This window comes from Pseudoduganella sp. jia 9, from assembly GCF_055502615.1.
The window spans coordinates 73,737-98,657 of record NZ_JBUPWE010000001.1; the positions used below are offsets into that span (position 1 = coordinate 73,737).

General features: G+C 65.2%; 19 protein-coding genes. 9 read left to right on the forward strand and 10 right to left on the reverse strand.

What is annotated here, in order from left to right; genetic code table 11:
- Nucleotides 1-34: 34 nt before the first annotated feature.
- Nucleotides 35-1,231, reverse strand: a complete 1,197-nt coding sequence (locus ACY34H_RS00330; protein WP_464975497.1) for a pyridoxal-phosphate-dependent aminotransferase family protein — start codon at nucleotides 1,229-1,231, stop codon at nucleotides 35-37.
- 128 nt (nucleotides 1,232-1,359) lie between these two features.
- On the reverse strand, nucleotides 1,360-2,493 hold the full coding sequence (locus ACY34H_RS00335) for a ScyD/ScyE family protein (protein ID WP_464975772.1): 1,134 nt from the start codon (nucleotides 2,491-2,493) through the stop codon (nucleotides 1,360-1,362).
- Nucleotides 2,494-3,093: 600 nt separating this feature from the next.
- Between ACY34H_RS00335 and ACY34H_RS00340 the strand changes: the two genes are divergently transcribed.
- Both ACY34H_RS00340 and ACY34H_RS00345 read left to right on the forward strand, forming a co-directional pair.
- Nucleotides 3,094-4,677, forward strand: a complete 1,584-nt coding sequence (locus ACY34H_RS00340) for a carboxylesterase/lipase family protein (protein WP_464975498.1) — start codon at nucleotides 3,094-3,096, stop codon at nucleotides 4,675-4,677.
- Between the two features lie 83 nt (nucleotides 4,678-4,760).
- A complete protein-coding gene (locus tag ACY34H_RS00345; protein WP_464975499.1) occupies nucleotides 4,761-8,027 on the forward strand; it encodes a DEAD/DEAH box helicase in 3,267 nt (1,088 codons plus the stop codon).
- Nucleotides 8,028-8,069: 42 nt separating this feature from the next.
- Here ACY34H_RS00345 and ACY34H_RS00350 read toward each other — a convergent pair whose 3' ends face one another.
- Nucleotides 8,070-9,893 carry a serine hydrolase domain-containing protein gene (locus tag ACY34H_RS00350; RefSeq protein ID WP_464975500.1) on the reverse strand — a complete coding sequence of 608 codons (1,824 nt, stop codon included), beginning with the start codon at nucleotides 9,891-9,893 and terminating at the stop codon, nucleotides 8,070-8,072.
- A 216-nt stretch (nucleotides 9,894-10,109) separates the two neighbouring features.
- On the opposite strand from ACY34H_RS00350, the gene ACY34H_RS00355 reads away from it, so the two are divergent.
- The gene (locus tag ACY34H_RS00355) at nucleotides 10,110-12,368 is read left to right on the forward strand and encodes a PhoX family protein (protein WP_464975501.1); all 2,259 of its coding nucleotides are present in this window, start codon (nucleotides 10,110-10,112) and stop codon (nucleotides 12,366-12,368) included.
- A gap of 120 nt (nucleotides 12,369-12,488) precedes the next feature.
- Here ACY34H_RS00355 and arsH read toward each other — a convergent pair whose 3' ends face one another.
- The 4 genes from arsH to ACY34H_RS00375 are packed head-to-tail and all read right to left on the reverse strand — an operon-like array spanning nucleotide 12,489 to nucleotide 15,238.
- Complete coding sequence (arsH, locus tag ACY34H_RS00360) at nucleotides 12,489-13,205, reverse strand: arsenical resistance protein ArsH (RefSeq protein WP_464975502.1); 717 nt, start codon at nucleotides 13,203-13,205, stop codon at nucleotides 12,489-12,491.
- The gene (gene arsC, locus ACY34H_RS00365; RefSeq protein ID WP_464975503.1) at nucleotides 13,198-13,623 is read right to left on the reverse strand and encodes an arsenate reductase (glutaredoxin); all 426 of its coding nucleotides are present in this window, start codon (nucleotides 13,621-13,623) and stop codon (nucleotides 13,198-13,200) included. The genes arsH and arsC overlap by 8 nt, the downstream gene beginning before the upstream one ends.
- A gap of 9 nt (nucleotides 13,624-13,632) precedes the next feature.
- Nucleotides 13,633-14,913, reverse strand: a complete 1,281-nt coding sequence (locus ACY34H_RS00370) for an arsenic transporter (RefSeq protein WP_464975504.1) — start codon at nucleotides 14,911-14,913, stop codon at nucleotides 13,633-13,635.
- 4 nt (nucleotides 14,914-14,917) lie between these two features.
- Nucleotides 14,918-15,238 (reverse strand): ArsR/SmtB family transcription factor, encoded by a 321-nt coding sequence (locus tag ACY34H_RS00375; RefSeq protein WP_464975505.1) that lies wholly within the window; start codon nucleotides 15,236-15,238, stop codon nucleotides 14,918-14,920.
- A gap of 200 nt (nucleotides 15,239-15,438) precedes the next feature.
- Here ACY34H_RS00375 and ACY34H_RS00380 point away from each other — a divergent pair, with 200 nt between their 5' ends.
- The 3 genes from ACY34H_RS00380 to ACY34H_RS00390 all read left to right on the forward strand — a co-directional run bounded on the left by ACY34H_RS00380 (nucleotide 15,439) and on the right by ACY34H_RS00390 (nucleotide 18,072).
- Nucleotides 15,439-16,752 carry a hypothetical protein gene (locus tag ACY34H_RS00380; protein WP_464975506.1) on the forward strand — a complete coding sequence of 438 codons (1,314 nt, stop codon included), beginning with the start codon at nucleotides 15,439-15,441 and terminating at the stop codon, nucleotides 16,750-16,752.
- A gap of 77 nt (nucleotides 16,753-16,829) precedes the next feature.
- A complete protein-coding gene (locus ACY34H_RS00385) occupies nucleotides 16,830-17,507 on the forward strand; it encodes a hypothetical protein (protein WP_464975507.1) in 678 nt (225 codons plus the stop codon).
- Between the two features lie 118 nt (nucleotides 17,508-17,625).
- Nucleotides 17,626-18,072, forward strand: coding sequence for an SRPBCC family protein (locus ACY34H_RS00390; RefSeq protein WP_464975508.1), 447 nt, complete (start codon nucleotides 17,626-17,628; stop codon nucleotides 18,070-18,072).
- 62 nt (nucleotides 18,073-18,134) lie between these two features.
- On the opposite strand, the gene ACY34H_RS00395 is transcribed toward ACY34H_RS00390, so the two are convergent.
- Together ACY34H_RS00395 and glmS are read right to left on the reverse strand one after the other, a co-directional pair.
- Entirely contained in the window at nucleotides 18,135-18,497 is a 363-nt protein-coding gene (locus ACY34H_RS00395) for a DUF4148 domain-containing protein (protein WP_464975509.1), read from the reverse strand.
- Between the two features lie 355 nt (nucleotides 18,498-18,852).
- A complete protein-coding gene (glmS, locus tag ACY34H_RS00400; RefSeq protein WP_464975773.1) occupies nucleotides 18,853-20,682 on the reverse strand; it encodes a glutamine--fructose-6-phosphate transaminase (isomerizing) in 1,830 nt (609 codons plus the stop codon).
- Nucleotides 20,683-20,893: 211 nt separating this feature from the next.
- Between glmS and ACY34H_RS00405 the strand changes: the two genes are divergently transcribed.
- Together ACY34H_RS00405 and ACY34H_RS00410 are read left to right on the forward strand one after the other, a co-directional pair.
- Nucleotides 20,894-21,358 (forward strand): Lrp/AsnC family transcriptional regulator, encoded by a 465-nt coding sequence (locus tag ACY34H_RS00405; RefSeq protein ID WP_464975510.1) that lies wholly within the window; start codon nucleotides 20,894-20,896, stop codon nucleotides 21,356-21,358.
- 659 nt (nucleotides 21,359-22,017) lie between these two features.
- The gene (locus ACY34H_RS00410) at nucleotides 22,018-22,647 is read left to right on the forward strand and encodes an acyl carrier protein phosphodiesterase (RefSeq protein WP_464975511.1); all 630 of its coding nucleotides are present in this window, start codon (nucleotides 22,018-22,020) and stop codon (nucleotides 22,645-22,647) included.
- Here ACY34H_RS00410 and glmU read toward each other — a convergent pair.
- Nucleotides 22,631-24,007 carry a bifunctional UDP-N-acetylglucosamine diphosphorylase/glucosamine-1-phosphate N-acetyltransferase GlmU gene (glmU, locus tag ACY34H_RS00415; RefSeq protein WP_464975512.1) on the reverse strand — a complete coding sequence of 459 codons (1,377 nt, stop codon included), beginning with the start codon at nucleotides 24,005-24,007 and terminating at the stop codon, nucleotides 22,631-22,633. The two genes, ACY34H_RS00410 and glmU, sit on opposite strands and share 17 nt — an antisense overlap.
- A 41-nt stretch (nucleotides 24,008-24,048) precedes the next feature.
- Between glmU and ACY34H_RS00420 the strand changes: the two genes are divergently transcribed.
- Nucleotides 24,049-24,921 (forward strand): DUF6279 family lipoprotein, encoded by an 873-nt coding sequence (locus ACY34H_RS00420; RefSeq protein ID WP_464975513.1) that lies wholly within the window; start codon nucleotides 24,049-24,051, stop codon nucleotides 24,919-24,921.

Here is a 24,921-nt window from a genome sequence, read left to right on the forward strand (position 1 = left end):
ATGCCGCCCCTGGCAAGGGCGGCTGCCCCCGCGCTCAATGCGACAGCGAACGCTCCAGCTCAGCCATGCCGGCCGGCAGGTCGAGACTGGCACCCAGCGCTTTCATGCTCGATCCCAGTGCGTGCAGCGTGCGGAACAGATGGTGTTCGCGGCTTTGCTCGCCCATCTGGCCGATGCGCACGATGTTCAGGCCGAACGCACCGGAAATTTCCACGCGGTGCACGCGCGACATGTGCGCCAGCACGTCCGGCGCTGCCACGCTGTCCGGCACCACGATGCCGACGACCGAGTTGAGCCGGTGTTCCCTGGCCACCAGCAATTGCAGGCCCATGCCTTCGATGCCCGCCTGCAGCGCCTCCGAGCAATGCAGGTGGCGCTCGAAACGCTTCGGCAGCGTCTCCCCGCAGATCAGCCGCAACGCTTCGTGCAGGGCGAGGATGCCGGATACCGGGGCCGTGTAGTGATACGACTTCTGGTTCCAGAACTTGTCCGCCAGGCCCGCATCCAGCACCCAGTGGAACGGCAGCTCGGTGCGCGTGGCGATCTTCTTCGCCCATGCCCGTTCGGAAAACGCCAGCAGCGACACGCCCGGGATCGACGACAGGCCTTTCTGGCCGCCGGTGATGACGGCGTCGATCTGCCAGTTGTCCATTTCCAGCGGCATCGTGCTGAGCGTGCAGACCGCGTCGACGATGACGAGGGCGCCATGCTCGCGGGCCAGGTGGCCGATGGCGGCCAGGTTGCCGTTGCAGACCGTGTTCGACGTTTCCCCCTGCACCAGCGTGACCGCGTCATAGCGCTTGCTGCGCAGCTCCCGCTCGACGGCTTCCACACTGACGCCTTCGTTGGCATTCACTTCGAGCAGCGTGGCCTCGCCCCTGACGCGGGCGACCATTTCGGCCAGGCGGCGGCTGAAGTAGCCGTTGCAGATGCACAGCACCTTGTCGCCCGGATGCACCAGGTTCGCCACCGCCATTTCCATCGCCGCGGACCCCGGGCCGCCGACGCCGAGCACGTAGCGCGAATTGGTCTGGAACACGTAGCGGCCCATCTCCTTGACCTGGGCAATCACCCGGTTCATCGTCTCGCCCAGGTGGTTGATGACGATCGAGTTCGCCGACGCCACGCTTTGCGGGATCGGCACCGGGCCGGCGCCCATCATCAGCAGGGGTTCGTCGGGGAGGATCTCGTTCAGCGGAACGATATGGGGAACGCTGACGGCTTCATTCATGACTGGCTCCGTTCAAAGGGGGATCCTTCAGGATATCAGCCCCTTGCCAGACCATCAATGTTGTATCGGCAGTCACGCCAGTACAGCGTTCCGCGCCGGACCGCTGTACTGGCCGGGCCCGGCTTCGGTCAGTCGAGCGAAATCCGCAGCACCTGCCCGCCATCGGGAAACGCCCCCGGCACCGGGCCCGGCACGATGCCGTTGTTGGTCACGTAGGCCGCGCCGTCCGGCCCGATCGCCAGCCCGTAAGGGTAGTACAGGTTCTCGTAGATGACGGTGCGGGTGCCGTCCGCTTCCACGCGGATCAGCCGGCCCGGCGACAGCAGCGGCGGCCCGCCGGGACCGGCGAAGCCGTCGCCGATCTGCAGCACGTACAGCCGGCCGGCGGCATCGAAGGCCACGCCGGTGATGTTCGTCAGGCCGCTGGCATGGACCTCCGGCTCGCCGCCTTCGACGGGCACGCGGTACACATTGGCGGCGCCGGCCGGGAACGGAAAGCCGGTCAGCTGGCCCACGTACAGCGCACCGTCCGGCCCCTGGGCCACCGAGGTGGGCACGGCCTGCATCGGGATCGTGGCACCCGGCGGCAGGCCGAGGAACGGCGGCGCGGGCACGTCGCGCGGGGCGAACGTGGCGAGCGTCGATATCTGCCGGTCGCTGCCGAAGCGGAACAGGGCATTGGCGCCGGCATCCACGGCCAGCCACTGCCCGGGCAGTGCCAGCAGGCCGACCGGGTTGCTGTCGGAACCGTCGCCGGCCGGATCGTGCTGGTCCTCGTAGGCGGCAAGGTCGACCGCTGCCTTGCCATCGGCCGCGGCGCCCGGGAATGGCGCAGTGGAACCCGGCGTCTTGTCGCCAGGCCCGAACGGTACCGCGCCCTTTGCTTTCGGCAGCGCGACCAGCTGCCCGAACAGGTGGGAGTAGCGGCCCAGTCCTTCGCGGGTGGCCTGCCGGGAACCCAGGCCCATCGCCACCCTGCCTGCGCCGTCCGCGGAAAACGCCACGGCCTGCGGTCCGTTCGCGCCGAAGCCGCCCTCCGGCGCCAGCGACGGCAGGTTGCGCAGCACCCGCACGGGTTGCTTCACACCGCTGACGTCGATGCGCAGCACGGCGCCCGTTTCGCCATAACACGCCGTTTGCCCGTCGCCCAGCACGGCACATGCGCCATTGCCGCCCTTGCCCGCCTCGGTCACGTACAGCGCGCCATCCGGTGCAAAGGCCAGGCCGCGCGGATTGCTGAGGCCTTTCGCGATCACATCCACTTGCGGCGCCGCACTCGCGGCCAGTGAAACCAGCAATGCACATCCGAACAGGCAACGCAAACCATTCATGGCGAGCTCCTTGAGGAAGAGAAGGGGATGGGATGGCGGGGCACAAGCCATCTCACGTTAGCACAGCGGTTTCCAAATGCAAGCCGCGGCAACTATTCCACGCAGATACGGAAAAATGGTGGCGTAATTGTGACAGTTGGTGAAAGAAGACGTATGGATCAGGGGAATTGTCCATTGATGCAGGCAACCGGATGAGGCCACCCGGCAAGCAGGAAGCCAGCGCGGCAGTTTCTTTCGTATACCGTGCACCAGCGAACCGACGGCGCAGCCGCGCGCCGGCATCATGGAGCCATATCGTTACCACATCGAGAGGAGAAGAATCATGGGTAAATATCTGCTGGCCTGGCTGCTGGGCGTTCCTGCCGTGGTACTGGTGCTGATCTACCTGATTTTCTGAAGCGGCTTCCCCCCGCACGCAATGAAAAACGCCACCCGACGTGGCGTTTTTTATTTTGGAGGGTGATGATCCGGCCGCGCGCGGTACTGTTGGGCTAAGCTTGTGCCCGGACCCACCGGACAACCGCTCCCGCCATGACCGAACCGACACGCCGCGCCTTCCTGAAGCAATCCATCGTTGCCGCAACCAGCCTCTCCGGGCTGACAGCCCATGCCGCCGCCCCAACCGGCGAATCGCCCGTCGCCACCACCGGCCACGGCCGGGTGCGCGGCTATCGCGACAACGGCATTCTCGTGTTCAAGGGCGTACGCTATGGCGCCGACACCGCCGCCCGGCGTTTCATGGCGCCGCTGCCGCCGCAGCCCTGGAGCGGCATCCGCGATGCGCTCGAGCATGGCGCGTCCGCGCCGCAAGGCAGCCGCGACGAGGCGACGGGCGAAGACTGCCTGTTCCTGAACGTGTACACGCCGGGCCTGCAGGAGCGCGCCAGGCGCCCGGTGATGTTCTACATCCATGGCGGCGCGTACAACAACGGTTCCGGTTCCAGCCCGCTGTACGACGGCGTACGGCTGTGCCGGCGCGGCGATGTGGTGGTGGTCACCGTCAACCACCGCCTGAACGCCTTCGGCTACCTGTACCTGGCGCGCCATGGCGATGAACGGTATGCCGATTCCGGCAATGCCGGCCAGCTCGACCTGATCCTGGCGCTGCAATGGGTGCGCGACAATATCGCCGCGTTCGGCGGCGATCCCGGCAACGTGACCGTGTTCGGCCAGTCCGGCGGCGGCGCCAAGATCGCCACGCTGATGGCCATGCCCGCCGCGGCCGGCCTGTTCCACCGCGCCGCCACCATGAGCGGCCAGCAGGTGACCGCCAGCGGCCCGCTGAACGCCACGCTGCGCGCCCAGGCGGTACTGGACGCGCTGAAACTGCCGGCCGGCCGGATCGACGCGATCCGCACGCTGCCCTACCAGCGCATCGTCGAGGTGCTGGGCACGCGCGACCCGGTGCTGCCCTTTGGCGGCGTATCGTTCGCCCCGGTGCTGGACGAGCGCAACCTGCTGCGCCATCCGTTCTATCCGGACGCGCCCGCGCAGTCGGCGCGCATTCCAATGATGATCGGTAACACGCACGACGAGACGCGCGCCTTCCTGGGCGGCGATCCGGCCAATTTCAAGCTGGGCTGGGACCAGCTTCCCGCGAAACTGGTGCCGAACATGCGCGTGGACATCCAGCCGGAAGCGGTGATCGCCGCCTACCGCAAGCTCTACCCCGCGCTGTCGCCCGGCGACCTGCTGTTCAAGATCACCACCGCGTCGCGTTCCTGGCGCGGCGCGATCATCGAAGCCGAGGAGCGGGCGAAGTCCGGCAGCCCGGCCTTCGTGTACCAGCTCGACTGGGCCACTCCGAAGGACGGCGGCAGGTTCGGCGCGCCGCACGCCTCCGACATCCAGCTGGTGTTCGACAATATCGCCAAGCCGGGCGCCACGGCCATCGGCCCGCAGGCGCAGGCGATGGCCGACATGATGAGCGAAGCGTTCATCGCCTTCGCGCGCGGCGGCAATCCCGACAGCAGGTTCATCCCGCATTGGGAACCGTACGACCTGGCGCGGCGTCAAACGATGATCTTCGACGTGCCGCCGCGGCTGGAGGATGACCCGCGCGGTGCCGAGCGCAGGATCTTTGCCAAGGTGCCTTACGTGCAGCCGGGGACGTGAGTTGGACACCGAGATGGACACCGAGATGGAACCCAAGCGAGATCGAAGATAATTTGCATTTCCCTACTGTCGGTCCTCATGCCATGCTTTTGTCCATCGACCAGATCGCGCGCCAGTTCAATATCACCACCTTTGCACGCGGTGAAGACTACGTACGCCGGCGCAAGGTCGTCAGCATTGAGTGGGAGGATGACAACTTTCTGAATGGCGAAGTCGAGGGCAGCGGCCGGAACATCTATGAGCAGCGCATTCTTCTGGACGAAGGGCCGCGCGGCATGAAGGTGGAGGGTTCCTGCACCTGTCCGATGATCCACAACTGCAAGCACGTGGTCGCGGTTCTGCTGGCCAGCATGGGACATGGCGTGGCGGCACCGGCGGTGCCCGCGTCGGCTTTGCCGGCCAGTGCCGAACGCTGGCTGGAACAGCTGGCGCGGACCGTCGCGCAGGCTGGTGCGGTGCCGGCACCGGTGCGCGGCGCGGAGTACCGCCTCGCCTATGTGCTGATGCCGGACAGCGGCGACGGCGCGCTGCGCCTGAACCTGTGCAAGGCACGCCTGCGCAAGGATGGCGGCATCGCCAGCGCCACCATCCACAACGATTTCTACAGCGTGCTGTCGATTAGGCCGGCATATCTTCGGCCGGACGACGAAGAACCGGTGCGCCTGCTGTCCGCGCTGCGCACCGGCAGCATGTATGCCGGCGATACCCGGCCCACCGGCCGGATCGGCACCCGCCTTCTGGCCCAGCTGTGCGCGGAAGGCCGCCTGCTGTTCGCGCATTCGGCTGCCGAGCTGAAAGGTGGTGCCATGGTGCCGGTGCGCCATGGACCGCCGCGCCATGCTGCGCTCGGCTGGCACGCGGACGGCAGCGGCAGCGAGCAAGTCCGGCTGGGCTGGCGCTTCGACGATGGCACGCCGGTCGGCCATGTGCTGGCCACCGAGCCGGCGCACTACGTGGACGGCGGCATGCTGGGGGAGCTGGCGCTGCCGAAGGAAGTTTCCACGGTTCCGCTTGCCGGCCTGCTGGACCTGGTAGCGAAGGCACCGCAACTGGCACCGCAACAGCGTGCCGGCATGGCGGCACGCCTTGCCGCGCAAGGCCTGGACCGGGTGCTGCCACCGCCCCTGGAAATGGCAACGCGCCAGCGCTGCGATATCGTGCCGGTGCCTTGCCTGTTGCTCGACACCGTACCGACCGAGATTGACGGCGAACTGGCGTGGGACGATTACGCGACGCTGTCCTTCGATTACGACAGCATGTCCACCGTCGGCGTGACCGCGCCGGTATTGCGCCGGATGGCGGGCGATACGATCGAGCTGGTCGAGCGCGACCTGGAGGCCGAACGGGCGGCAGCCGGTATCCTCGCCGGCCTGGGTTTTTCCACCAGGCCGAACGGGTCGACGCTGGACGACCCGCCCGGAGCAATGCGGCTGCCCTCGGCGGAAGACTGGATCGGCTTCATGCGCCACGGCGTGCCGCGCCTGCGCGCCGCCGGCTGGCAGGTCGCGTCGGACGCGGGCCTTCACTTCGACATCCACGATCCGCAAGACTGGTATGCCGAGCTGGACGAGGAAGGCGAGGGCGTCAATGCCTGGTTCGCCCTCGAACTCGGCTTCGTCATCGACGGCCATCGCCATGCGCTGCTGCCGCTGCTGCTGCAAATGATCCGCGACGCACCGCACGACTTCACCCCCGCGGCGCTGGCAGCGCGCCCGGACGGCAGCGAGGTCCTCGTCAACCTGCCCGATGGCCGGCGCGCCGCACTGCCGTGGAGCCGGATACGGCCGATCCTGGCCACGCTGGGCGAGCTGTATTTCACCGAGCGCCTGGGCCGCACGCTGCGCCTGCCGGTGGCCGACGCTGCCCGGCTGGCGGAACTGGAACGGGCTGCGCAGCTGCGCTGGCTGGGCGGCGAGCGCCTGCGCGAACTGGGCAGGAAGCTCGATGGCTTTACCGGCATCGTGCCGGTACCCGCCCCGGCCGGCCTGCGGGCCACGCTGCGCGCCTACCAGCACGATGGCCTGGCCTGGATGCAGTTCCTGCGCGATTACGATTTCGCCGGCATCCTGGCCGACGACATGGGGCTCGGCAAGACGATCCAGACGCTGGCCCACATCCTGGCCGAAAAGGAAGCAGGCCGGCTCGATGCGCCGGCGCTGGTGGTAGCGCCGACCAGCCTGATGGGCAACTGGCAGGCCGAGGCCGCGCGCTTCGCGCCGGACCTGCGCGTGCTGCTCCTGCATGGCAAGGACCGGGCGGCACTGTTCGACGAGATCGGCCAGGCCGACCTGGTGCTGACCACCTACGCACTGCTCGGCCGCGACGAGGATGCGCTGCGCCAGCGGCGCTATCACCTGCTGATCCTGGACGAAGCGCAGTACATCAAGAACAGCCGTTCACGGGCCGCCCAGGTGGCGCGCCTGCTCGATGCGCGGCATCGCCTGTGCCTGACGGGCACCCCGGTGCAGAACCACCTGGGTGAACTGTGGTCGCAATTCCATTTCCTGATGCCGGGCCTGCTGGGCGACGAGAAGGCCTTCAATGCCCATTTCCGCAAGCCGATCGAGCAGCAGGGCGACACCCTGCGCAAGGACCTGCTGGCCCGGCGCGTGAAACCGTTCATGCTGCGGCGGACCAAGGACCGGGTGGCCACCGAGCTGCCGCCGAAGACGGAGATCGTGCTGCCCGTGGAACTGGGCAGCACCCAGCGCGACCTGTATGAAACGGTACGCGTGGCGATGAACCGCAAGGTGAGCGACGAGATCGACCGCAAGGGCCTGGCGCGCAGCCAGATCGTGATCCTGGACGCGCTGCTCAAGCTGCGCCAGACATGCTGCGATCCGCGCCTGCTCAAGGGGCACGCCGGCGCCGGCTCGGCCAAGTTCGACGCACTGTTGGAACTGCTGGACACGCTGCTGAGCGAAGGCCGCAAGGTGCTGGTGTTCTCGCAGTTCACCAGCATGCTGGCGCTGGTCGCGGAAGCCCTGCAGGCCCGCGCTGTCGATTTTGCTCTGCTGACGGGCGACACGGTCGACCGCGCGGCACCGATCTCAGCCTTCCAGGAAGGCAATGCCGGCGTGTTCCTGATCAGCCTGAAAGCGGGCGGTGTCGGGCTGAATCTCACCGCTGCCGATACGGTGATCCACTACGACCCATGGTGGAACCCCGCCAGCGAAAACCAGGCCACCGACCGCGCCTGGCGCATCGGCCAGGAACGGCCGGTGTTCGTCTACAAGCTCATCGCGCGCGGCACGGTGGAGGAAAAATCCAGGAGATGCAGCGCCGCAAGGGCGAACTGGCCAATGCCGTGCTGGATGCCGAGGGTGGATTGGCGCCGGCGCTTGGGGTAGAAGAACTGCGGGCGATCTTCGCGTAGCGGAGCTGGCCTCGATTCATGCCCACAGCCGCAGCGGCAGCAAGCCCCACGCCGCCAGCACGATCGCCAGCTGCAGCACGGCTGCCATGGCCGCCGCATCGGCCCGGTTGCCGCGCGTTCGCCGCAAGGTCATCGCCAGTCCGATCAGCATCGCCACCGGCAACGCGGCGGTGACGGCGGCAAGCAGGCCGCTGGCCGGTGTCAGGTCGCCCAGCTGGAGGAAAGACTGCCGGTAGAACAGCGGCAACGGGGCCAGCAGCGCCAGCGTGCCGGCCAGCGGCGCCGCCAGCGGATCGCGCAGCGACATCCGCCGCGTGGCCAGCCGTGCCAGTCCTTTCATCGCAATCCAGGCCAGCCCCAGCAGACCCGAGCCCACGCTGAGCCACAGCGAGGCCAGGAACACCGGCGATACCAGTTCATGGCTCTGCGTGCCATTGGTAACGACGCGCTTGCCGTCGGCCGAGACCAGCAGCGCGTGCGATGGGAAGACCTTGCCGGGCGCCCGGAACAGCCCATGCCCCGCATGGGTAAGCGGCACCGCCGGGCCCTGGAAAGGATGCAGCGACAACGCCGCGCCATCGCTGCGCACCTGCATGAAGCCGAACACGGTATCGATGAAGCGCACGGTATCGAAACGGTTCGGTGCCGGCACGTAGAAGCCGGCCCAGGATGCGGGATCGAAGGCGGGTACCGGTTGCGGCGCCGCCACGGATGCTAGCGACACGGATGCCAGCGCCGGCGCCGGCATGGCCGGACTGAGGGCCTGTGCCAGCAGCGCATCGAAGCGCTGGTAATCGGCCGTCTCGCTGTCGGTGTTGATGGCAACGAAAAACGCTTTTTGCGCCTCGGGAAACAGGCACAGCATGGCCTTGAAGCCGACGGTGCTGCCGCCATGGCATTTGGCCACCACGCCATGGCGATCGAGCCGGCGCAGGCCCAGGCCGTAGCCCACCTGCAATCCGGCGCGGGCGGCTTCGGTGCCCGCGGGTTCGCCCATCCGGCGCAGCAGCGCCGGGTCGATGAAGGGCCGCCCGCCAACGCTGCCGTCGCTCATCAGGAAACGCGCGAAGCGGGCCATGTCCGCCGCGGTGGTCGTGAACTGGCCGGCCGGGCGCACGTAGGACGGCATCGCAGGGTGCGTGGCGCCGTCTTCGAAATGTCCCATGGCCAGCCGCGGATCGCCGGCCTGTTCGACAAAGCCGAAGGTGCTGTCGCGCATGCCCAGTGGCGCCAGCAGGGCCGCGTCCAGGTAGCGCTCGTAGCGCTGCCGCACCACCGCTTCGATCACCATGCCGAGCAGCGTGTAGCCCATGTTCGAATAGGAATGGCGCGTGCCGGGCCGGTGGCGCACGCGCAGCAGGCCGCTGCCGGCCGGGAAGGCCGCGGCGAGCGGTGTATCGGCCCGCGCCGTCGTGGAAAACACCTGCCAGAAATGAATGTCGTCCAGGCCGGAGGTGTGATCGAGCAGGTGCCGGATGCGCACCGGGTCGCTGGCGTGCCACGGATTGTCGAACGCCAGGGCCGGCAGCAGCGTCGCAACGGGCGTCTCCAGCGACAGGCGCCCCGCGCTGGCCAGGCGCAGGATGCCGGCCGCCAGCACGGTCTTGGCGATGGATCCGACCTGCACGCGATGGTCCGGGCGCATCGGCGCGCGGCTGCGGGCATCGCTGACACCGGCGGCGCCGTGCGTGTCGAGGGTGGTCCACACGGCGCCTTCGAGGCGCTCTGCGTGCAGCAGGGCCGCCATCCGCGGCATCAGGCCTGGCGGTGCCAGGTTCGGCGCGGCGCGCAGCGGCAGCGCGACAAGCAGCAGGGCCAGCAGGCCGGTCAGGGTTTTCAATGGATGCTCGGAATGCCTGGTGAGGGAACAGGCGCGCAGGATACGAAGCCGGTGGTGAACTCGCGGTGAAATCCGCTCAGTTTGTGGGCGGGTATTTCCAGGCATGCGCCATTGGCAGCGCTTTGTCATCATCCGGTCATCAACCGGTCACAGCCACGTCATGTATTAAATTTAAAATCTTGTCGTTTTGCAACCCACCAGGCATAGGACCCAGCAATGAACAAGCCGAACGACTTGACGCACCTGCCCCTCGAGGCCGCCGATACCGACGACAGCTCGTCGAATCACTTCAACGCCGTGCTCAGCGCACGCCTGAGCCGCCGCAACATGCTGCGCGGCGGGTTTGCCACGGCAGCCACCGCGGTCCTCGGTGGCATGGGCCTGGCCGGCTGCGGCGGTTCGGACGACGATCCGGTCGCGCCACCCACGACGAGCCCGACGCCGCCGGCACCTGCCCCGGCTGAAAAGCTGCTGGCGTTCGCCGCCGTGCCGAAGAGCCTGGCGGACAGCGTCAGCGTACCGGCCGGCTACACCGCCACCGTGCTTTACGCGCTGGGCGATCCGCTGCGTGCCGGCACCGCGGCCTACAAGAACGACGGTACCGACACCGATTTCGACAACCGCGCCGGCGACCACCACGACGGCATGGAATTCTTTGCGCTGTCCGCCACCGGTACGCCGTCCACCACCGCGTCGGATCGCGGCGTGCTCGCCATGAACCACGAGGCGACCACCGATGAAAAACTGTCGTCGCACTTCCTGCACGCCAATGGCGGCACCACGTCGCTGCCGCGCCCGGCCGTCGAAGTCGACAAGGAAGTCGCCGTGCACGGCATCAGCGTCATCGAAGTGAAGAAGACCGGCACCACCTGGGCCACGGTCAACGATTCCACGTTCAACTACCGCATCACGCCGCTGACCGACGTGGAAATCGGCGGCCCGGCACGCGGCAACTCGCTGCTGTTCACCAAGTACTCGCCGAACGGCACCCGCACCCGCGGCACGCTGAACAACTGCGGCAACGGCCGTACGCCGTGGGGCACCTACCTGTCGGGCGAAGAAAACTGGTCCGGCTACTTCGCGCGCTCGGCCACCGACGACGCGGCACGCGGCAACGACAAGAGCGTGGTATCGCTGCGCCGCTATGGCCGCAACCAGGGTTCGACGTCGCGCCACGGCTGGGAAACCGGCGGTGCGGACGACAAGTACCAGCGCTGGGACATCAGCAAGAAGGGCGCCTCGGCGGACGGCACCGACGACTACCGCAACGAGATGAACGGCCAGGGCTACATCATCGAAGTCGACGCCTACGACAAGACGAAACTGGCCAAGAAGCGCAGCGCGCTGGGCCGCTTCGCCCACGAAAGCGCAGCCTTCGGCATCGCCACCGCCGGCCAGCCGCTGGCCGTGTACATGGGCGACGATTCGCGCAACGAATACATCTACAAGTTCGTCTCCGCCGCCGCCTGGGTGGCCGCCGACGCCACGCCGGCCGATCGCATGGCCACCGGCGACAAGTACCTCGATTCGGGCAAGCTGTATGTCGCCAAGCTGGCGTCGGACGGCACTGGCCAGTGGATCGAACTGTCGATGAGCAATCCGCAGATCCAGGCCTACACCGCGTACAAGTTCGCCGACCTGGCGGACGTGGTGGTCAACGCGCGCCTGGCGGCCGATGCCGTCGGCGCGACCAAGATGGACCGCCCGGAATGGTGCTCGGTCAACCCGGCCAACGGCGAGATCTACTACACGCTGACGAACAATTCGAACCGTAACGTCAACGCCACCGGCTCGTCGCAGCTGGTGCCGGATTCGGCCAACCCGCGCGCCTACACCGACATGAAAGGCACCAGCGCGCAGAACGGCAACCCGAACGGCCACATCATCCGCTTCAAGGAAGGTACCGGCGCCGGCGCCGCCACGACCTTCACGTGGGACGTGTACCTGTTCGGCGCCGAGAGCGGTGCGGATGCGACGAAGATCAACCTGTCCTCGCTGACCGCCGACCAGGACTTCTCCAGCCCGGACGGCCTGGCCTTCCTGAAGAGCACCGGCATCTGCTGGATCCAGACCGACGACGGCGCTTACACCGACGTGACGAACTGCATGATGCTGGCCGCCCTGCCGGGCCAGGTGGGCGACGGCGCCAAGACGACGCTGACCTACGACAAGGCCGACGGCAGCAAGCTGGCCGTGGACACCTTCGTCGGCAAGAAGGCCAGCGCCGACACGCTGAAGCGCTTCCTGGTCGGCCCGGTGGGTTCGGAAATCACCGGCATCACGGAAACGCCGGACGGCAAGGCGCTGTTCGTCAACATCCAGCACCCGGGCGAAAGCACCTCGCTGGCCAACATCGCCGACCCGACCAAGTACACCAGCCAGTGGCCAGCCAACGCCGGCTACGGCGCGGGCAAGCGGCCGCGTTCGGCAACCATCGTCATCACGAAAAACGACGGTGGCCGTATCGGTACCTGATCGCCTTTCGGCGTGAAGAACAAAAGCCGGCGCTTGCCGGCTTTTTTTATCGCACGCGATGGGGTCAATGCAGGACTACCGCGCGGAACGTGACCTCCGCGATGCTTTTCGCCTGGCTGTTCAGATCTTGCCGAGCTGCCGGTCGATCGCCTTCATTGCCCGCTCGCTGCGTTCGCTGTACCGGTCCGTCAGGTAATCGGTGCGGCCGCGCATCAGCAGGGTCATCTTGAACAGCTCTTCCATCACGTCCACCACGCGGTCGTAATAGGCGGAAGGGCGCATGCGGCCTTCGTCATCGAACTCCTTGTACGCCATCGGCACGGACGACTGGTTCGGGATCGTGAACATGCGCATCCAGCGCCCCAGCAGGCGCAGCGTGTTGACGACGTTGAACGACTGGGAACCGCCGCACACCTGCATGACGGCCAGAGTTCTCCCCTGGCTGAGGCGCAGCGCGCCCTGTTCCAGCGGAATCCAGTCGATCTGGTTTTTCATGACGGCCGTGATGGCGCCGTGCCGCTCCGGGCTGCACCACACATGGCCTTCGGACCACAGGCACAGCTCGCGCAGCTCCACCACTTTCGGATGGTCTTCCGGCACGCTGCCGGCCATCGGCAACTCGGTCGGATCGAAGATTCGCACTTCGCCGCCGAAGTGTTCGAGGATGCGCGCCGCCTCTTCGGTCAGGAAGCGGCTGAACGAGCGCTCGCGCAGCGATCCATACAGCAGCAGGAAGCGCGGCGGATGGTCGATTGCGCCGGCAGGTTCGAGCTTCGCCATGCTTGGCACGTCCAGCTGATCGGCACGGATATTGGGCAGGTTCGCGATCTTATCCATGGATGCGCTGCCCCTGCTCGTCGATGACGGGTTCGCCGTCTTCCTTCGCGAACGCGCCGCGTTGCGGCGTGCCGAGAATGTCGAGCACCAGTTCGGAAGGGCGGCACAGCCGCACGCCGGCCGGCGCGACGACGAACGGGCGGTTGATCAGGATAGGGTGGGCCAGCATGGCGTCGAGCAGCTGGTCGTCGCTGACGGCCGGGTCGTCCAGGCCCAGCTCCAGGTACGGCGTGCCTTTCTCGCGGATTGCCGCACGCACGGTGAGTCCGGCCCGCGCAATCAGGCCGGCCAGGGTGGCGCGGTCCGGCGGGTTCTGCAGGTAGTCGACGACGACCGGCTCGATACCGGCGTTGCGGATCAGGCCAAGCGTGTTGCGCGACGTGCCGCAGGCGGGGTTATGGTAAATGGTGACGCTCATGATGTCTCCTCAGGCTAGACGGATGGCCAGCGCGGCCAGGGTAAGCAGCAGTACGGGCAATGTGAGCACGATGCCGGTGCGGAAGTAGTAGCCCCATGAAACATGAATGCCCTTGCTGTCCAGTACGTGCAGCCACAGCAGCGTGGCCAGGCTGCCGATGGGGGTGATCTTCGGGCCCAGGTCGCTGCCGATCACGTTGGCATAGACCATCGCTTCGCGTACGGCACCCTGGGCGCTCGTCGCATCGATCGACAGCGCGCCGATCAATACGGTGGGCATATTGTTCATCACCGACGACAGGATGGCGGTGATGAACCCGGTGCCAAGCGCCGCTCCCCACACGCCGTACTCGCCGCAACGATCCAGCAGCGCCGCCAGGTAATCGGTGAGGCCGGCATTGCGCAAGCCGTACACGACGAGATACATGCCGAGCGAGAAGATGACGACCTGCCACGGCGCACCGCGCAGCACCTCGCGGGTGGATATACGGTGGCCACGGGCCGCCACGATCAGCAGCAGGACCGCTCCCGCCGCAGCGACGGCGCTGATCGGCACGCCCAGCGCTTCGAGCCAGAAGAAGCCGATCAGCAGCAGGCCCAGCACCCACCAGCCGGTGACGAAGGTGGCCCGGTCGTAAATCGCTTCATCGGGGCGCTTCAGCTGCGCCAGGTCGTAGTCGGCGGGAATGTCCTTGCGGAAGAACAGCAGCAGGCCGCACAGCGTGGCGGCGACGGAGACGGCATTCACCGGCACCATCACGGCGGCGTAGCGGGCAAAGCCGATGTCGAAATAATCGGCCGAGACGATGTTGACGAGGTTCGATACCACCAAGGGCAGGCTGGCCATGTCAGCGATGAAACCGGCGGCCATCACGAAGGCCAGCGTGGCGCGGGCGTCGAAGCGCAGTGCGCGCAGCATGGCGATCACGATGGGCGTGAGGATCAGGGCCGCGCCGTCGTTGGCGAACACCGCCGCGACGGCCGCGCCGAGCAGCACCAGCATCGCGAACAGCCGCCGGCCATTGCCCTTGCCCCAGCGTGCCACGTGCAGCGCGGCCCATTCGAAGAAGCCGGCCTTGTCCAGCAGCAGGCTGATGACGATGACGGCAACGAAGGCACCGGTCGCGTTCCAGACGATGTGCCAGACGACGGGAATGTCGGCGACGTGGATCACGCCGGCCAGCAGCGCAACCACGGCGCCGATGGAAGCGCTCCAGCCGATGCCGAGGCCGCGCGGTTGCCAGATGACGAAGACGAGAGTGGCGAGGAAGATCAGGAAAGCGGTCAGCACGGATTCACCCGCAGCAGCGAGGGGCATCCTCGCCGCATGGAATGCCGCCGCAGCAGTTCTCGGTGAGGAAGCCGACCAGGCCGTTCATCGCCGCGATATCGGCGGCGTAGATCACGAAGCGGCCTTCCTGCTTCGAGGTCAGCAGTTTCGCATGCGTGAGTTCCTTCAAATGGAACGACAGCGACGACGGCGCGATATCGAGTTGCGCGGCGATCTTGCTGGCGGCCAAGCCCTCCGGCCCGGCCTGTACCAGCAGGCGGAACACGGCCAGGCGGCTTTCCTGGGCCAGGGCGGCCAATGCCGTCAGTACTTCCTTGGTCTGCATGCTTGAATCCATTCGATAATTCGACAATTATTGAAACATCATACAAAAACCGGCCCGACATTTCAAAGCTTATCGAATGGTTGTGGCCGAAGCCGCTGCAAGGAGCAACGGATGACCGCATTTCTGTCACTGCAGCAATTGCTGGATTTTGTTGATAGAATGCAATATGAATTTTTCCCTGAAACTAAAAGAGTTTGGTCATGGATAAGCGCGCTTTTACGACGTCGTCGCACGTCGCCAAGTTCATGGAGTGGCTGGCTCTCTGCCATTCGACCCTGTCGGTCAAGCTGGATATCAAGTCTTCGCGCTTCGTGCCCGGAGGGATCCGGGCCGACCTGGCAGGATTGGACGCCGTCCTGCAACATTACCGGTGGCGTACGGACATCGACAAGCCGGGCGATTTACAGGAGACCCAGCAATCCTTGCGCGAACTCGGCGACAGGCTCAGGCAGGCAATCGATGGCGGGAACGAGGATGCCGGACTGGCGGCATGCCGCGACATCCTGGCCTGGGGTGGCGACCGCAATATGCGGGTTGGCGCCATGCCCTTCCTCACCGGACTGCACGGCAACGGAGAACTGACGCATTACCTGCGTGAAGCGCGCAAGGCCTTCGCCCTGGACAGTGCCGTCATCGCCCTGGACAGGCCGCCGGTCCGCAAGATGAATTCGATGCTGACCAAGGTGCATGCACTTGCCTCGGTCGACGGCCTGCCGATCTACGACTCGCGGGTTGCCGCGGCGATTGCCGCGCTGGTCGAATTGTGGCGTCGCGAAGCGCGCCTGGAACACGAAGAACTGCCCGGGGAACTGGCATTCCCGGCGACGGCGTCGGACCGCTCCGTGCTGTATCTGTTCGGCGATGCGCAGGATCCCGGTGTCATGTCGTATGCGGCAGCCAAAGCGAGCGAGACCGCTGCCCGCTGGAGCAGCGCCAAGATCCGCCTCGGCTGGCTGATGGCGGGCGTGCTCGACAGGGCTCCCGGCCTGTTCGCCACGCTGGCGCCACAGGACCGCATGCGTGCGTTCGAAGCGAGCCTGTTCATGATCGGCTCCAGCGTTGACTGCCTTGCAGAGAACAAGCAGCGCGCCCTTGCCGCTGCCGCCGAACCCGGCATTGGCCAGCACAACCTGCTGCAAGCTGCGGGCCGACAGCGGCTCAGGCAGGAACACGCGGGCCTGCCGCACAAGACGATCAGCACGCTCGCCAGGGACAATAACAACCTCACCTATGCCGGCAACACGGATTCCGGCATCTCGGGGATATGGGGAAAGACGCCGTTTGCCTTCGACAGCGAATTCCTGCAGGAGCTGCTGGCCGAATTCGCAGGATCAGAAGCCGGCCTGGGCGCCAGCGTGGACGGCGACGTCAAGCCGGATACCCTGGGATTCTGGATCGGCGAACACTACCCGGCCAAGCCGCGCAAGTACGCATCGGCCCTCGCGGCGATCCTGGTGGAAGAAGGCCTGGCGAAACGCCTTCCGGGAACACCTGTCCGGCTGCGCTTTTCCTGAAAGCCGCACACGGCGGCGGCGGGCCGGCGCGTTGCATTGCCGGCCTTGAACATCCTTCCACAACCGAAAGAGCAGGCATGACGACTCCGACGCCTCCCGAGGAATTCCTTTCCGAAATCCGGGAAATCAACGGCTTCATCACCGACATACTGGCGTGCCCGAAAAGAAACGACTGGCACTGGCCGTCGTTCTACCTGCTGTATGTCGATGTCGACCGGCTTGCGCACACCCTGACGAGGGCCGAGTTCTTTTTCCAGTCGCCGTTCAGCGGGATTTTCGAACAGCCAACGACGGAACAATGCGTCAGCTCCGCGAACGCGATCCTGCGCGAGCTGGAAAAGCACCAAAAGGCCATCGTCAGGTGGTTGTGGCCGATGTGCCGACGTATCCAGCCCGGCCCGGAAAGCATGGACCTGCGCAAGCGCCTCGATGCCCACGTTCATCCGAAAAGCGGGTGGTACCAGGAGTTTTTCGCCCGCTACGAGGCGGGTACGCTATCGGCCGACGGCACCACGCTGGTCCGCACGGTACTGCCCGTGCTGGCCGATCCGCCCTATGAGCGCATCGACCACGGCACTGCCGATATCATGCTGCGCCGCCAATCCTTCGACATGGGCACGCCCGCAGGACAACAGGCGCTGGCCCAGGCCACCAGGCAGGCAGCGGTCGATCTGGGCAAGATCTCGGCCGGCATGCACGCTTATCTGACTGCGCATTGCACGCTGGAAGACCTGATGCATCCTTGCTCGGCCTGAGGACGGGCGCTTCGCCCGGCATTGCAGGCTCTGTTTTTTCTTAGGATGTCGATTTCGGGGAAGCTGGTTCGTCGTACTGGAAGAGGGCCGTCCTCTGCCACAGCCAAGGAAACCGATCATGTCCACCAATACCGTTGAACTGCACCGCGTCTTCAAGTCCACGTCCGATCGGGTCTACCGCGCCTTCGTGACGCCGGGCGCCCTGGCAAAGTGGCTGCCACCCCATGGATTCTTTGGCACGGTACATGAAATGGATGCCCGACCGGGCGGCCGCTACAGCATGTCGTTCACCAATCTCACCACAGGGCACAGCCATTCATTCGGCGGCGAATACCTGGAGCTGGAGCCAGGCAAGCGGCTGCGCTATACGGCCGAGTTCGACGATCCCAACCTGCCCGGGCACATGCAGAGCACCGTGACGCTGCGCGAAGTGTTTTGCGGCGTCGAGATCCATATCCGGCAGGAAGGCATTCCTGCCGTCATTCCTGCCGAAGCCTGTTATCTCGGCTGGCAGGAATCGCTGGAACTGCTGGCGAAACTCGTCGAGGCCGAGATCAGGGAGTAGTGCCGTTCAGAGTGGCAATCTGTCGTACCGGTACTGCTCTGGTCCGCGTTTGCAGCAGTCGCTCAGTTGATTTCAGCGTAGGAATCGGGGTTGGCGAGGCGGAAAGCAGCGAGCTCCGCACGCACCTCAGCGCGGGTCTTGCCTGGTTCGCCGGAGTCGACGACTTGCGGCGGATATTGTTCCCCATGGACCAGTTCACCACGTTGGCGGGCGATCAGCACTTCCGCCTTCACCTGCTCGCGCGTCCTGGTCGAGATGGTATCGAACTGGGTGCCTGCGTACAGTTCGCCGTACGGCGCGTTGCCCGCCGCCGCATTACGCTCGGCGACAACCTGCACACGGGTGATGCTCGCGCCTTCGTGGGCCGACACGGCGGCGGAAGCGGACAAGGCGGCGATAGCGATGATGGTGGCGATGGTTTTCATGGTGAGGCTCCTTGAATGGTTGGCACAGGTTCGTCTTCGACCATTTAGGTAGACAGCAAATATATAGCGAGCTACTTATTTGCTGCCTGCCGGGCTTGGTGAAGACCAGTGAATGCACTTTACATCGCGCGCTATTTAATAGCAAGAGATATATAACTATGGCCGCGATAGCGCTTTTTGATGGATGGCCGCCAGGCCAGTTGATACGGTTGGCAGATCAGGTGGCGTACGTGCCGAGGGGGATGGCATCGGTGGATGCCGTGGAAGTGAAGGCGCCTCGATGTGAGGCGCTGGCGGTGGAGCAGCGGCGTTTGCTCGAACTGCTGGCGAAGCGCCGCGTGTCACCAGACCGCCCTTACTCCACCGTCACCGACTTCGCCAGATTCCTCGGCTTGTCCACATCCGTCCCGCGCGCCAGCGCCGTGTGATACGCCAGCAACTGCAGCGACACCACGTGCAGGATCGGCGACAGGCAGCCGTAGTGTTCCGGCATGCGGATCACGTGCACGCCTTCGCCGGAGGTGATGCGCGAGTCGACGTCGGCGAACACATACAGCTGGCCGCCGCGGGCGCGCACTTCCTGCATGTTCGACTTCAGCTTCTCGATCAGCGCATCGTTCGGGGCGATCGTGACGACCGGCATTTCTTCCGTCACCAGCGCCAGCGGGCCGTGCTTCAGTTCGCCGGCCGGGTAGGCTTCGGCGTGGATGTACGAGATTTCCTTCAGCTTCAGCGCGCCTTCCAGGGCGATCGGGTAGTGCATGCCGCGGCCCAGGAACAGCGCGTTTTCCTTGCGGGCGAAATCCTCGGCCCAGGCAATGATCTGCGGTTCCAGCGCCAGCACGGCGGAGATCGCGGATGGCAGGTGGCGCATGTCTTTCAGGTGCGCGGCTTCTTCTTCTTCCGTCAGGCGGCCGTTGACCTGCGCCAGCGACAGCGTCAGCAGGAACAGCGCCGACAGCTGCGTGGTGAAGGCTTTGGTGGACGCCACGCCCACTTCGACGCCGGCGCGGGTGATGTACGCCAGCTTGCATTCGCGCACCATCGCGCTGGTGGCCACGTTGCAGATCGTCAGCGTGTTTTCCATGCCCAGCGAGCGGGCGTGCTTCAGCGCGGCGATCGTGTCGGCCGTTTCGCCGGACTGGGAAATCGTCACCACCAGCGTGGACGGATTCGGCACGCTGTCGCGGTAGCGGTATTCGCTGGCGATTTCCACGCTGACCGGCACCTTGGCGATCGATTCGATCCAGTACTTGGCCGTCAGGCCCGAGTAGTAGCTGGTGCCGCAGGCCAGGATCAGCACGCGATCGATTTCCTTGAAGACCTTGTAGGCTTCGTCGCCGAACAGCTCGGGCATGATGCCGGTCACGCCTTCCAGCGTGTCGCCGACGACGCGCGGCTGCTCGAAGATTTCCTTCTGCATGTAGTGGCGGTACGGGCCCAGTTCGGCGGCGCCGGTGTGCGCGTGCACGGTTTTCACTTCGCGCTCCACCTGCTTGCCGTCCACGTCGACGATCCAGGCGCGGCCCAGTTGCAGGTCGACCACGTCGCCTTCTTCCAGGTAGATGATCTGGTCGGTGGTGCCGGCCAGCGCCATCGCATCCGATGCCACGAAATTCTCGCCTTTGCCCAGGCCGACGATCAGCGGCGAGCCCTGGCGCGCGGCCACCACGCGGTGCGGCTCTTCGCGGGAAAACACGGCGATCGCGTAGGCGCCATGCAGGCGCTTGACGGCCTGCTGCACGGTCTCGAACAGGTCGCCGGTGTACAGGTGGTCGACCAGGTGGGCGATCACTTCGGTGTCGGTCTGGCTCTGGAACACGTAACCCAGGGCGGTCAGTTCGGCACGCAGTTCGTCGTGGTTTTCGATGATGCCGTTGTGCACCAGCGCGATGCGGGCGTTATCCGAATTCGGCGAGAAGTGCGGGTGGGCATTGTGCGATGCAGGCGCGCCGTGCGTAGCCCAGCGGGTGTGGGCGATGCCGGTAAAGCCTTGCAGACCGACTTCCTGCATCTGCTTTTCCAGTTCCGCCACGCGCGAGGTGCTGCGCGAACGCTGCAGGCGGCCATCCGTGTGCAGCGCGACGCCACAGGAATCGTAGCCACGGTATTCCAGGCGCTTCAGGCCTTCGATCAGGATCGGGGTGATGTTACGTTGCGCTACCGCGCCGACGATGCCGCACATGGTGACCTCTACAGTGAATGTTGATATGCCGACATCGTAGTGCACGAGCATGGAAATATGCTTACTTATTCACCGTCTTTCTGAAATAATATTTCGTCATCGCTATGTCATGAAATTTAAATTCAACATGTGCGTGGAAAATGAATTAAATTTCACTGTTGGGACTGTACAAGCTGTTTGGTTGATATGGATCGAGATTTAAAGGAGTCAAATGGACAATTCGCTGGATGAACTGGACCGGCGCATCCTGAACGCGCTGCAGGAGAATGCCGCCATCACCAATGCAGAGCTGGCGCAGCTCGTGCATGTTTCCGCGCCTACCTGCCTGCGGCGGGTGAAGGCATTGCGCGATGCCGCCATCATCGAGCGCCAGGTGGCGATCGTGGCGCCGGACAAGGTGGGATCGCGGCTGACCGCCATCGTTGAAATCACGCTGGACGTGCAGGCGGCCGACAGGATGGCCGGGTTCGAGGCGCTGGTGGCGCAGGAGCCCGCGGTACTGCAGTGCTACCGGGTGGCGCCCGGGCCGGATTTCGTGCTGGTGGTGCAAGTGGAAGACATGCCGGCCTATCACGCGCTGGCGCACCGCCTGTTCACGAGCCATGCGAATGTGCGCAATGTAAAAGCGTATTTCTCCACCTTCCGCAGCAAGTTCGAGACGCGGATCGCCGTGTAAACCCCGCACTTGTCCCCAGCTTTTCACAGGCTGTGCACCGGATTTGCATGTGCTTGTCCACGGGTTTATCCACTGGAAAAGACCGACTTATCTCCAGCTTATACGCGGCTTATACCGGCTTGGGCACAGGCTTTTCCACAAAGTTGCCCACAGCATCCTGGTGCCGTATCACGCCGGATAGCCGTGGCGCCGGGGGCTGCTCCAACACCGAGCGCAGCCGGCCCCGGGAAACCGGTGACGCTTTTCGGCCTGTGGGTAATCCGGGTGCTTGTCCACCGGCATGCCAGCCCATCGGCCGTCATCACACCGAGATCCGACCACGCGGGATCTGTATTGCCGAAACAGTGGGCGGCCCCGCATGCCAAAGCATCGGCCAGACAGCTGTCAACAGGTTTTACCGCCGCTTTTCCACAAAGTTATCCAGTGCCGTATCGGCAACAAAAGCACCGCTTTTGCGGCTATACAGGGCTATACACGGCTTATCCCGGCCTTTTGCACCTGCTTGCCCACAGTGTTATCCCCAATCGGGGTAAACCACTGTCCCGGGTATCGATCCCGGTGCTCTCCCGGGATTACTCACCGGCGGCCCACCGGTTTTACCCTGGCTTGTTCACATGCTTGTCCACAGCAGGGCATTGCCGCAGCGGCTAGAATGACGCATGAATTACCTGGCCCACGTGTACCTGGCCCGGCACTCCGGCGCGGCAATGGTCGGCGCGATGCTGGGCGACTTCGTCAAGGCGAACGATCACGCCGGCTATCCGGCCGACATCGCGCGCGAGATCGCGCTGCACCGTCATATCGACAGCTATACGGACAGCCACCCGGCCGTGCTGGCGTCGAAGGAACTGTTCGGCGAGGGCCGGCGGCGCTACGCGGGCATCGTGCTGGACGTGTTCTATGACCACGAATTGAGCCGCCACTGGCAGCAATGGTGCGACGAGCCGCGCGAAGCCCTGATCGCCCGCTTTTACGACGCATTGGCCGCCCACGAGCCGATGCTGCCGCCGCGGCTGCGCGACATGCTGCCGTATCTCGTGCGGCAGGACTGGCTGGGGGGATATGCGACGTTCGAGGGCGTGGAAGGGACGATTGCGCGGGTATCGCGCCGCCTGAGCCGCAATGGGGAATTGCTGCGCGATGGCGTGCAGGACCTGGTGCGGCACCGCGACGCCATCGCCGAAGGCTTCGAGCGCTTCTTCCCCGACCTGGTGCGGTTCGCGGAAGAGCGCAGGGGAGAATTGCTGCTTGCTTCTTCGCTTGGTTCTTCGCTTACTTCTTCGTCTTGACCGGGCGCTGCCAGCCTTCGATCGTCACTTGCTTCGCGCGGGAAATCGTCAGCTTGCCGGCTGGCGCGTTCTTCGTCAGCGTGGTGCCGGCGCCGAGCGTGGCGCCTGCGCCCACGGTGACCGGTGCCACCAGCTGGCTGTCGCTGCCGATGAAGGCGTCGTCCTCGATCGTGGTGCGGAACTTGTTGGCGCCGTCGTAATTGCAGGTGATGACGCCGGCGCCGATGTTGACGCGCGAGCCCACGTCCGTATCGCCCACGTAGGCCAGGTGGTTGGCCTTGCTGTGCGCGGCCACGTTGCTGTTCTTGACCTCGACGAAGTTGCCGACGTGGACATCCTCGCCCAGCGTGGTGCCCGGGCGCAGGCGCGCGTAGGGGCCGATCAGCGACTTGGGTCCGACGACCGCTCCCTCGATATGGCAGAACGGCTTGATCTGCGCGCCCGCTTCGATCGACGCGTTGACGATCACGCTGTGCGCGCCCACCGTCACGCCATCGGCTAGCGTGACCTTTCCTTCGAAGACGCAACCGACGTCGATCGTCACGTCGCGCCCGCAGGCCAGTTCGCCGCGGATATCGATGCGGGCCGGGTCCAGCACCGTCACGCCTTTTTCCAGCAGTGCCTGCGCCAGGTTGTTCTGGTGGATGCGTTCCAGCTGCGCCAGTTGCACCTTGCTGTTCACGCCCAGCACTTCCCATTCCGCGGCGGGATGCGCGGAGACGACTTCGACGCCATCGGCCACGGCGCGGGCCACGATATCGGTCAGGTAGTACTCGCCCTGGGCATTCTTGTTTTCCAGCGATGCCAGCCACTTCTTCAGGTGGCCGGTGGGGATGCACATGATGCCGGAATTGATTTCCTTGATCGCGCGCTCTTCTGGCGTTGCGTCCTTTTCTTCGACGATGCGCACGATACGGCCATCTTCACGAACGATGCGGCCCAGGCCGAACGGATCGTCCTGCACCACCGTGAGGATTCCCAGCTTGCCGGCACCGGCCGCGTCGACCAGGCGTTGCAGCGAAGCGGTGGTGGTCAGCGGCACGTCGCCATACAGCACCAGCGTGGGCGCCGCTTCGTCCAGCACGGGCAGCGCCTGCATCACCGCATGGCCGGTACCCAGTTGCGGTTCCTGCAGCGCAGCGGAGATCTCGACGCCGCCACGCGCCTTCTGCGCCTCGAGGGCGGACAGCACCGTGGCGCCGCCATGCCCATAAATCACACATAATTTAGCCGGGGCAAGGCCACGCGCGGTATCGATCACGTGCGACAGCAGCGGCTTGCCTGCCAGCGGGTGCAGCACCTTGGGAAGGGCCGATTGCATGCGCTTGCCCATGCCGGCAGCGAGAATGACTACGTTCATAAGCTGGAATTCTTTCAGTTAATAATAGGCAAAAGTTTAACATGCAGACATCGTCTTTCCGTACATGGTTCCTGGTCGCCTTGCTCGCGCTTGTCACGGCGTGCAGTTCACTGAAACTGGCCTATAACAATGGCGACACGCTGCTGTACTGGTGGCTGGACAACTATGTGGACTTCGACGACGAACAAAGCGGCCAGGTCAAGAAGGATATCGACGACCTGTTCCGCTGGCATCGCAAGACGCAGCTGCAGGATTACGTGCACGTGCTGCAGCGCGCCCAGCAGCAGCTGCGCGGCAACCCCACGCCCGCCGATCTGCGCGCCGACTACGACGATATCCGCGCCCGCACCCAGGCGCTGCTGCTGAAAGCGGCGCCGGATATCGCCGACCTGGCGCTGTCGCTGAAACCCGAGCAGCTGGCGCAGATGGAAAAGAAATTCGCCAAGAATAACGACAAGTTCCGCCGCGAGAACATGAAGGGCGACCGCGAAGACCAGAACGAATTCCGCTACAAGAAATCGATGGAGCAGTTCGAACTGTGGTTCGGCAGTTTTTCGCGCGAGCAGAAGGACATCATCCGCAAGGCTTCCGATGCGCGGCCGCTCGATAACGCGATCTGGCTCGACGAGCGGATGCGCCGCCAGCGCAACGTGCTGGCGCTGGCGCGGCGGCTGATGCAGGAAAAGCCTTCGCGCGACCAGGCGACGGCGCAAATCCAGGCCCTGATCCGGGAAAGCTTCGCGCGCCTGGACAACTCGGAGCGCAAGGCGTTTTATGAAGCCAACACCAATGCCTCGATCGGCCTGGTGCATACCGTGATCGGCATCGCCACGCCAGAGCAGAAGGCCCACGCGCAAAAACGCATGCAGGGCTGGATCAACGATTTCAATACGCTGGCGGCCGAAACGAAGTAG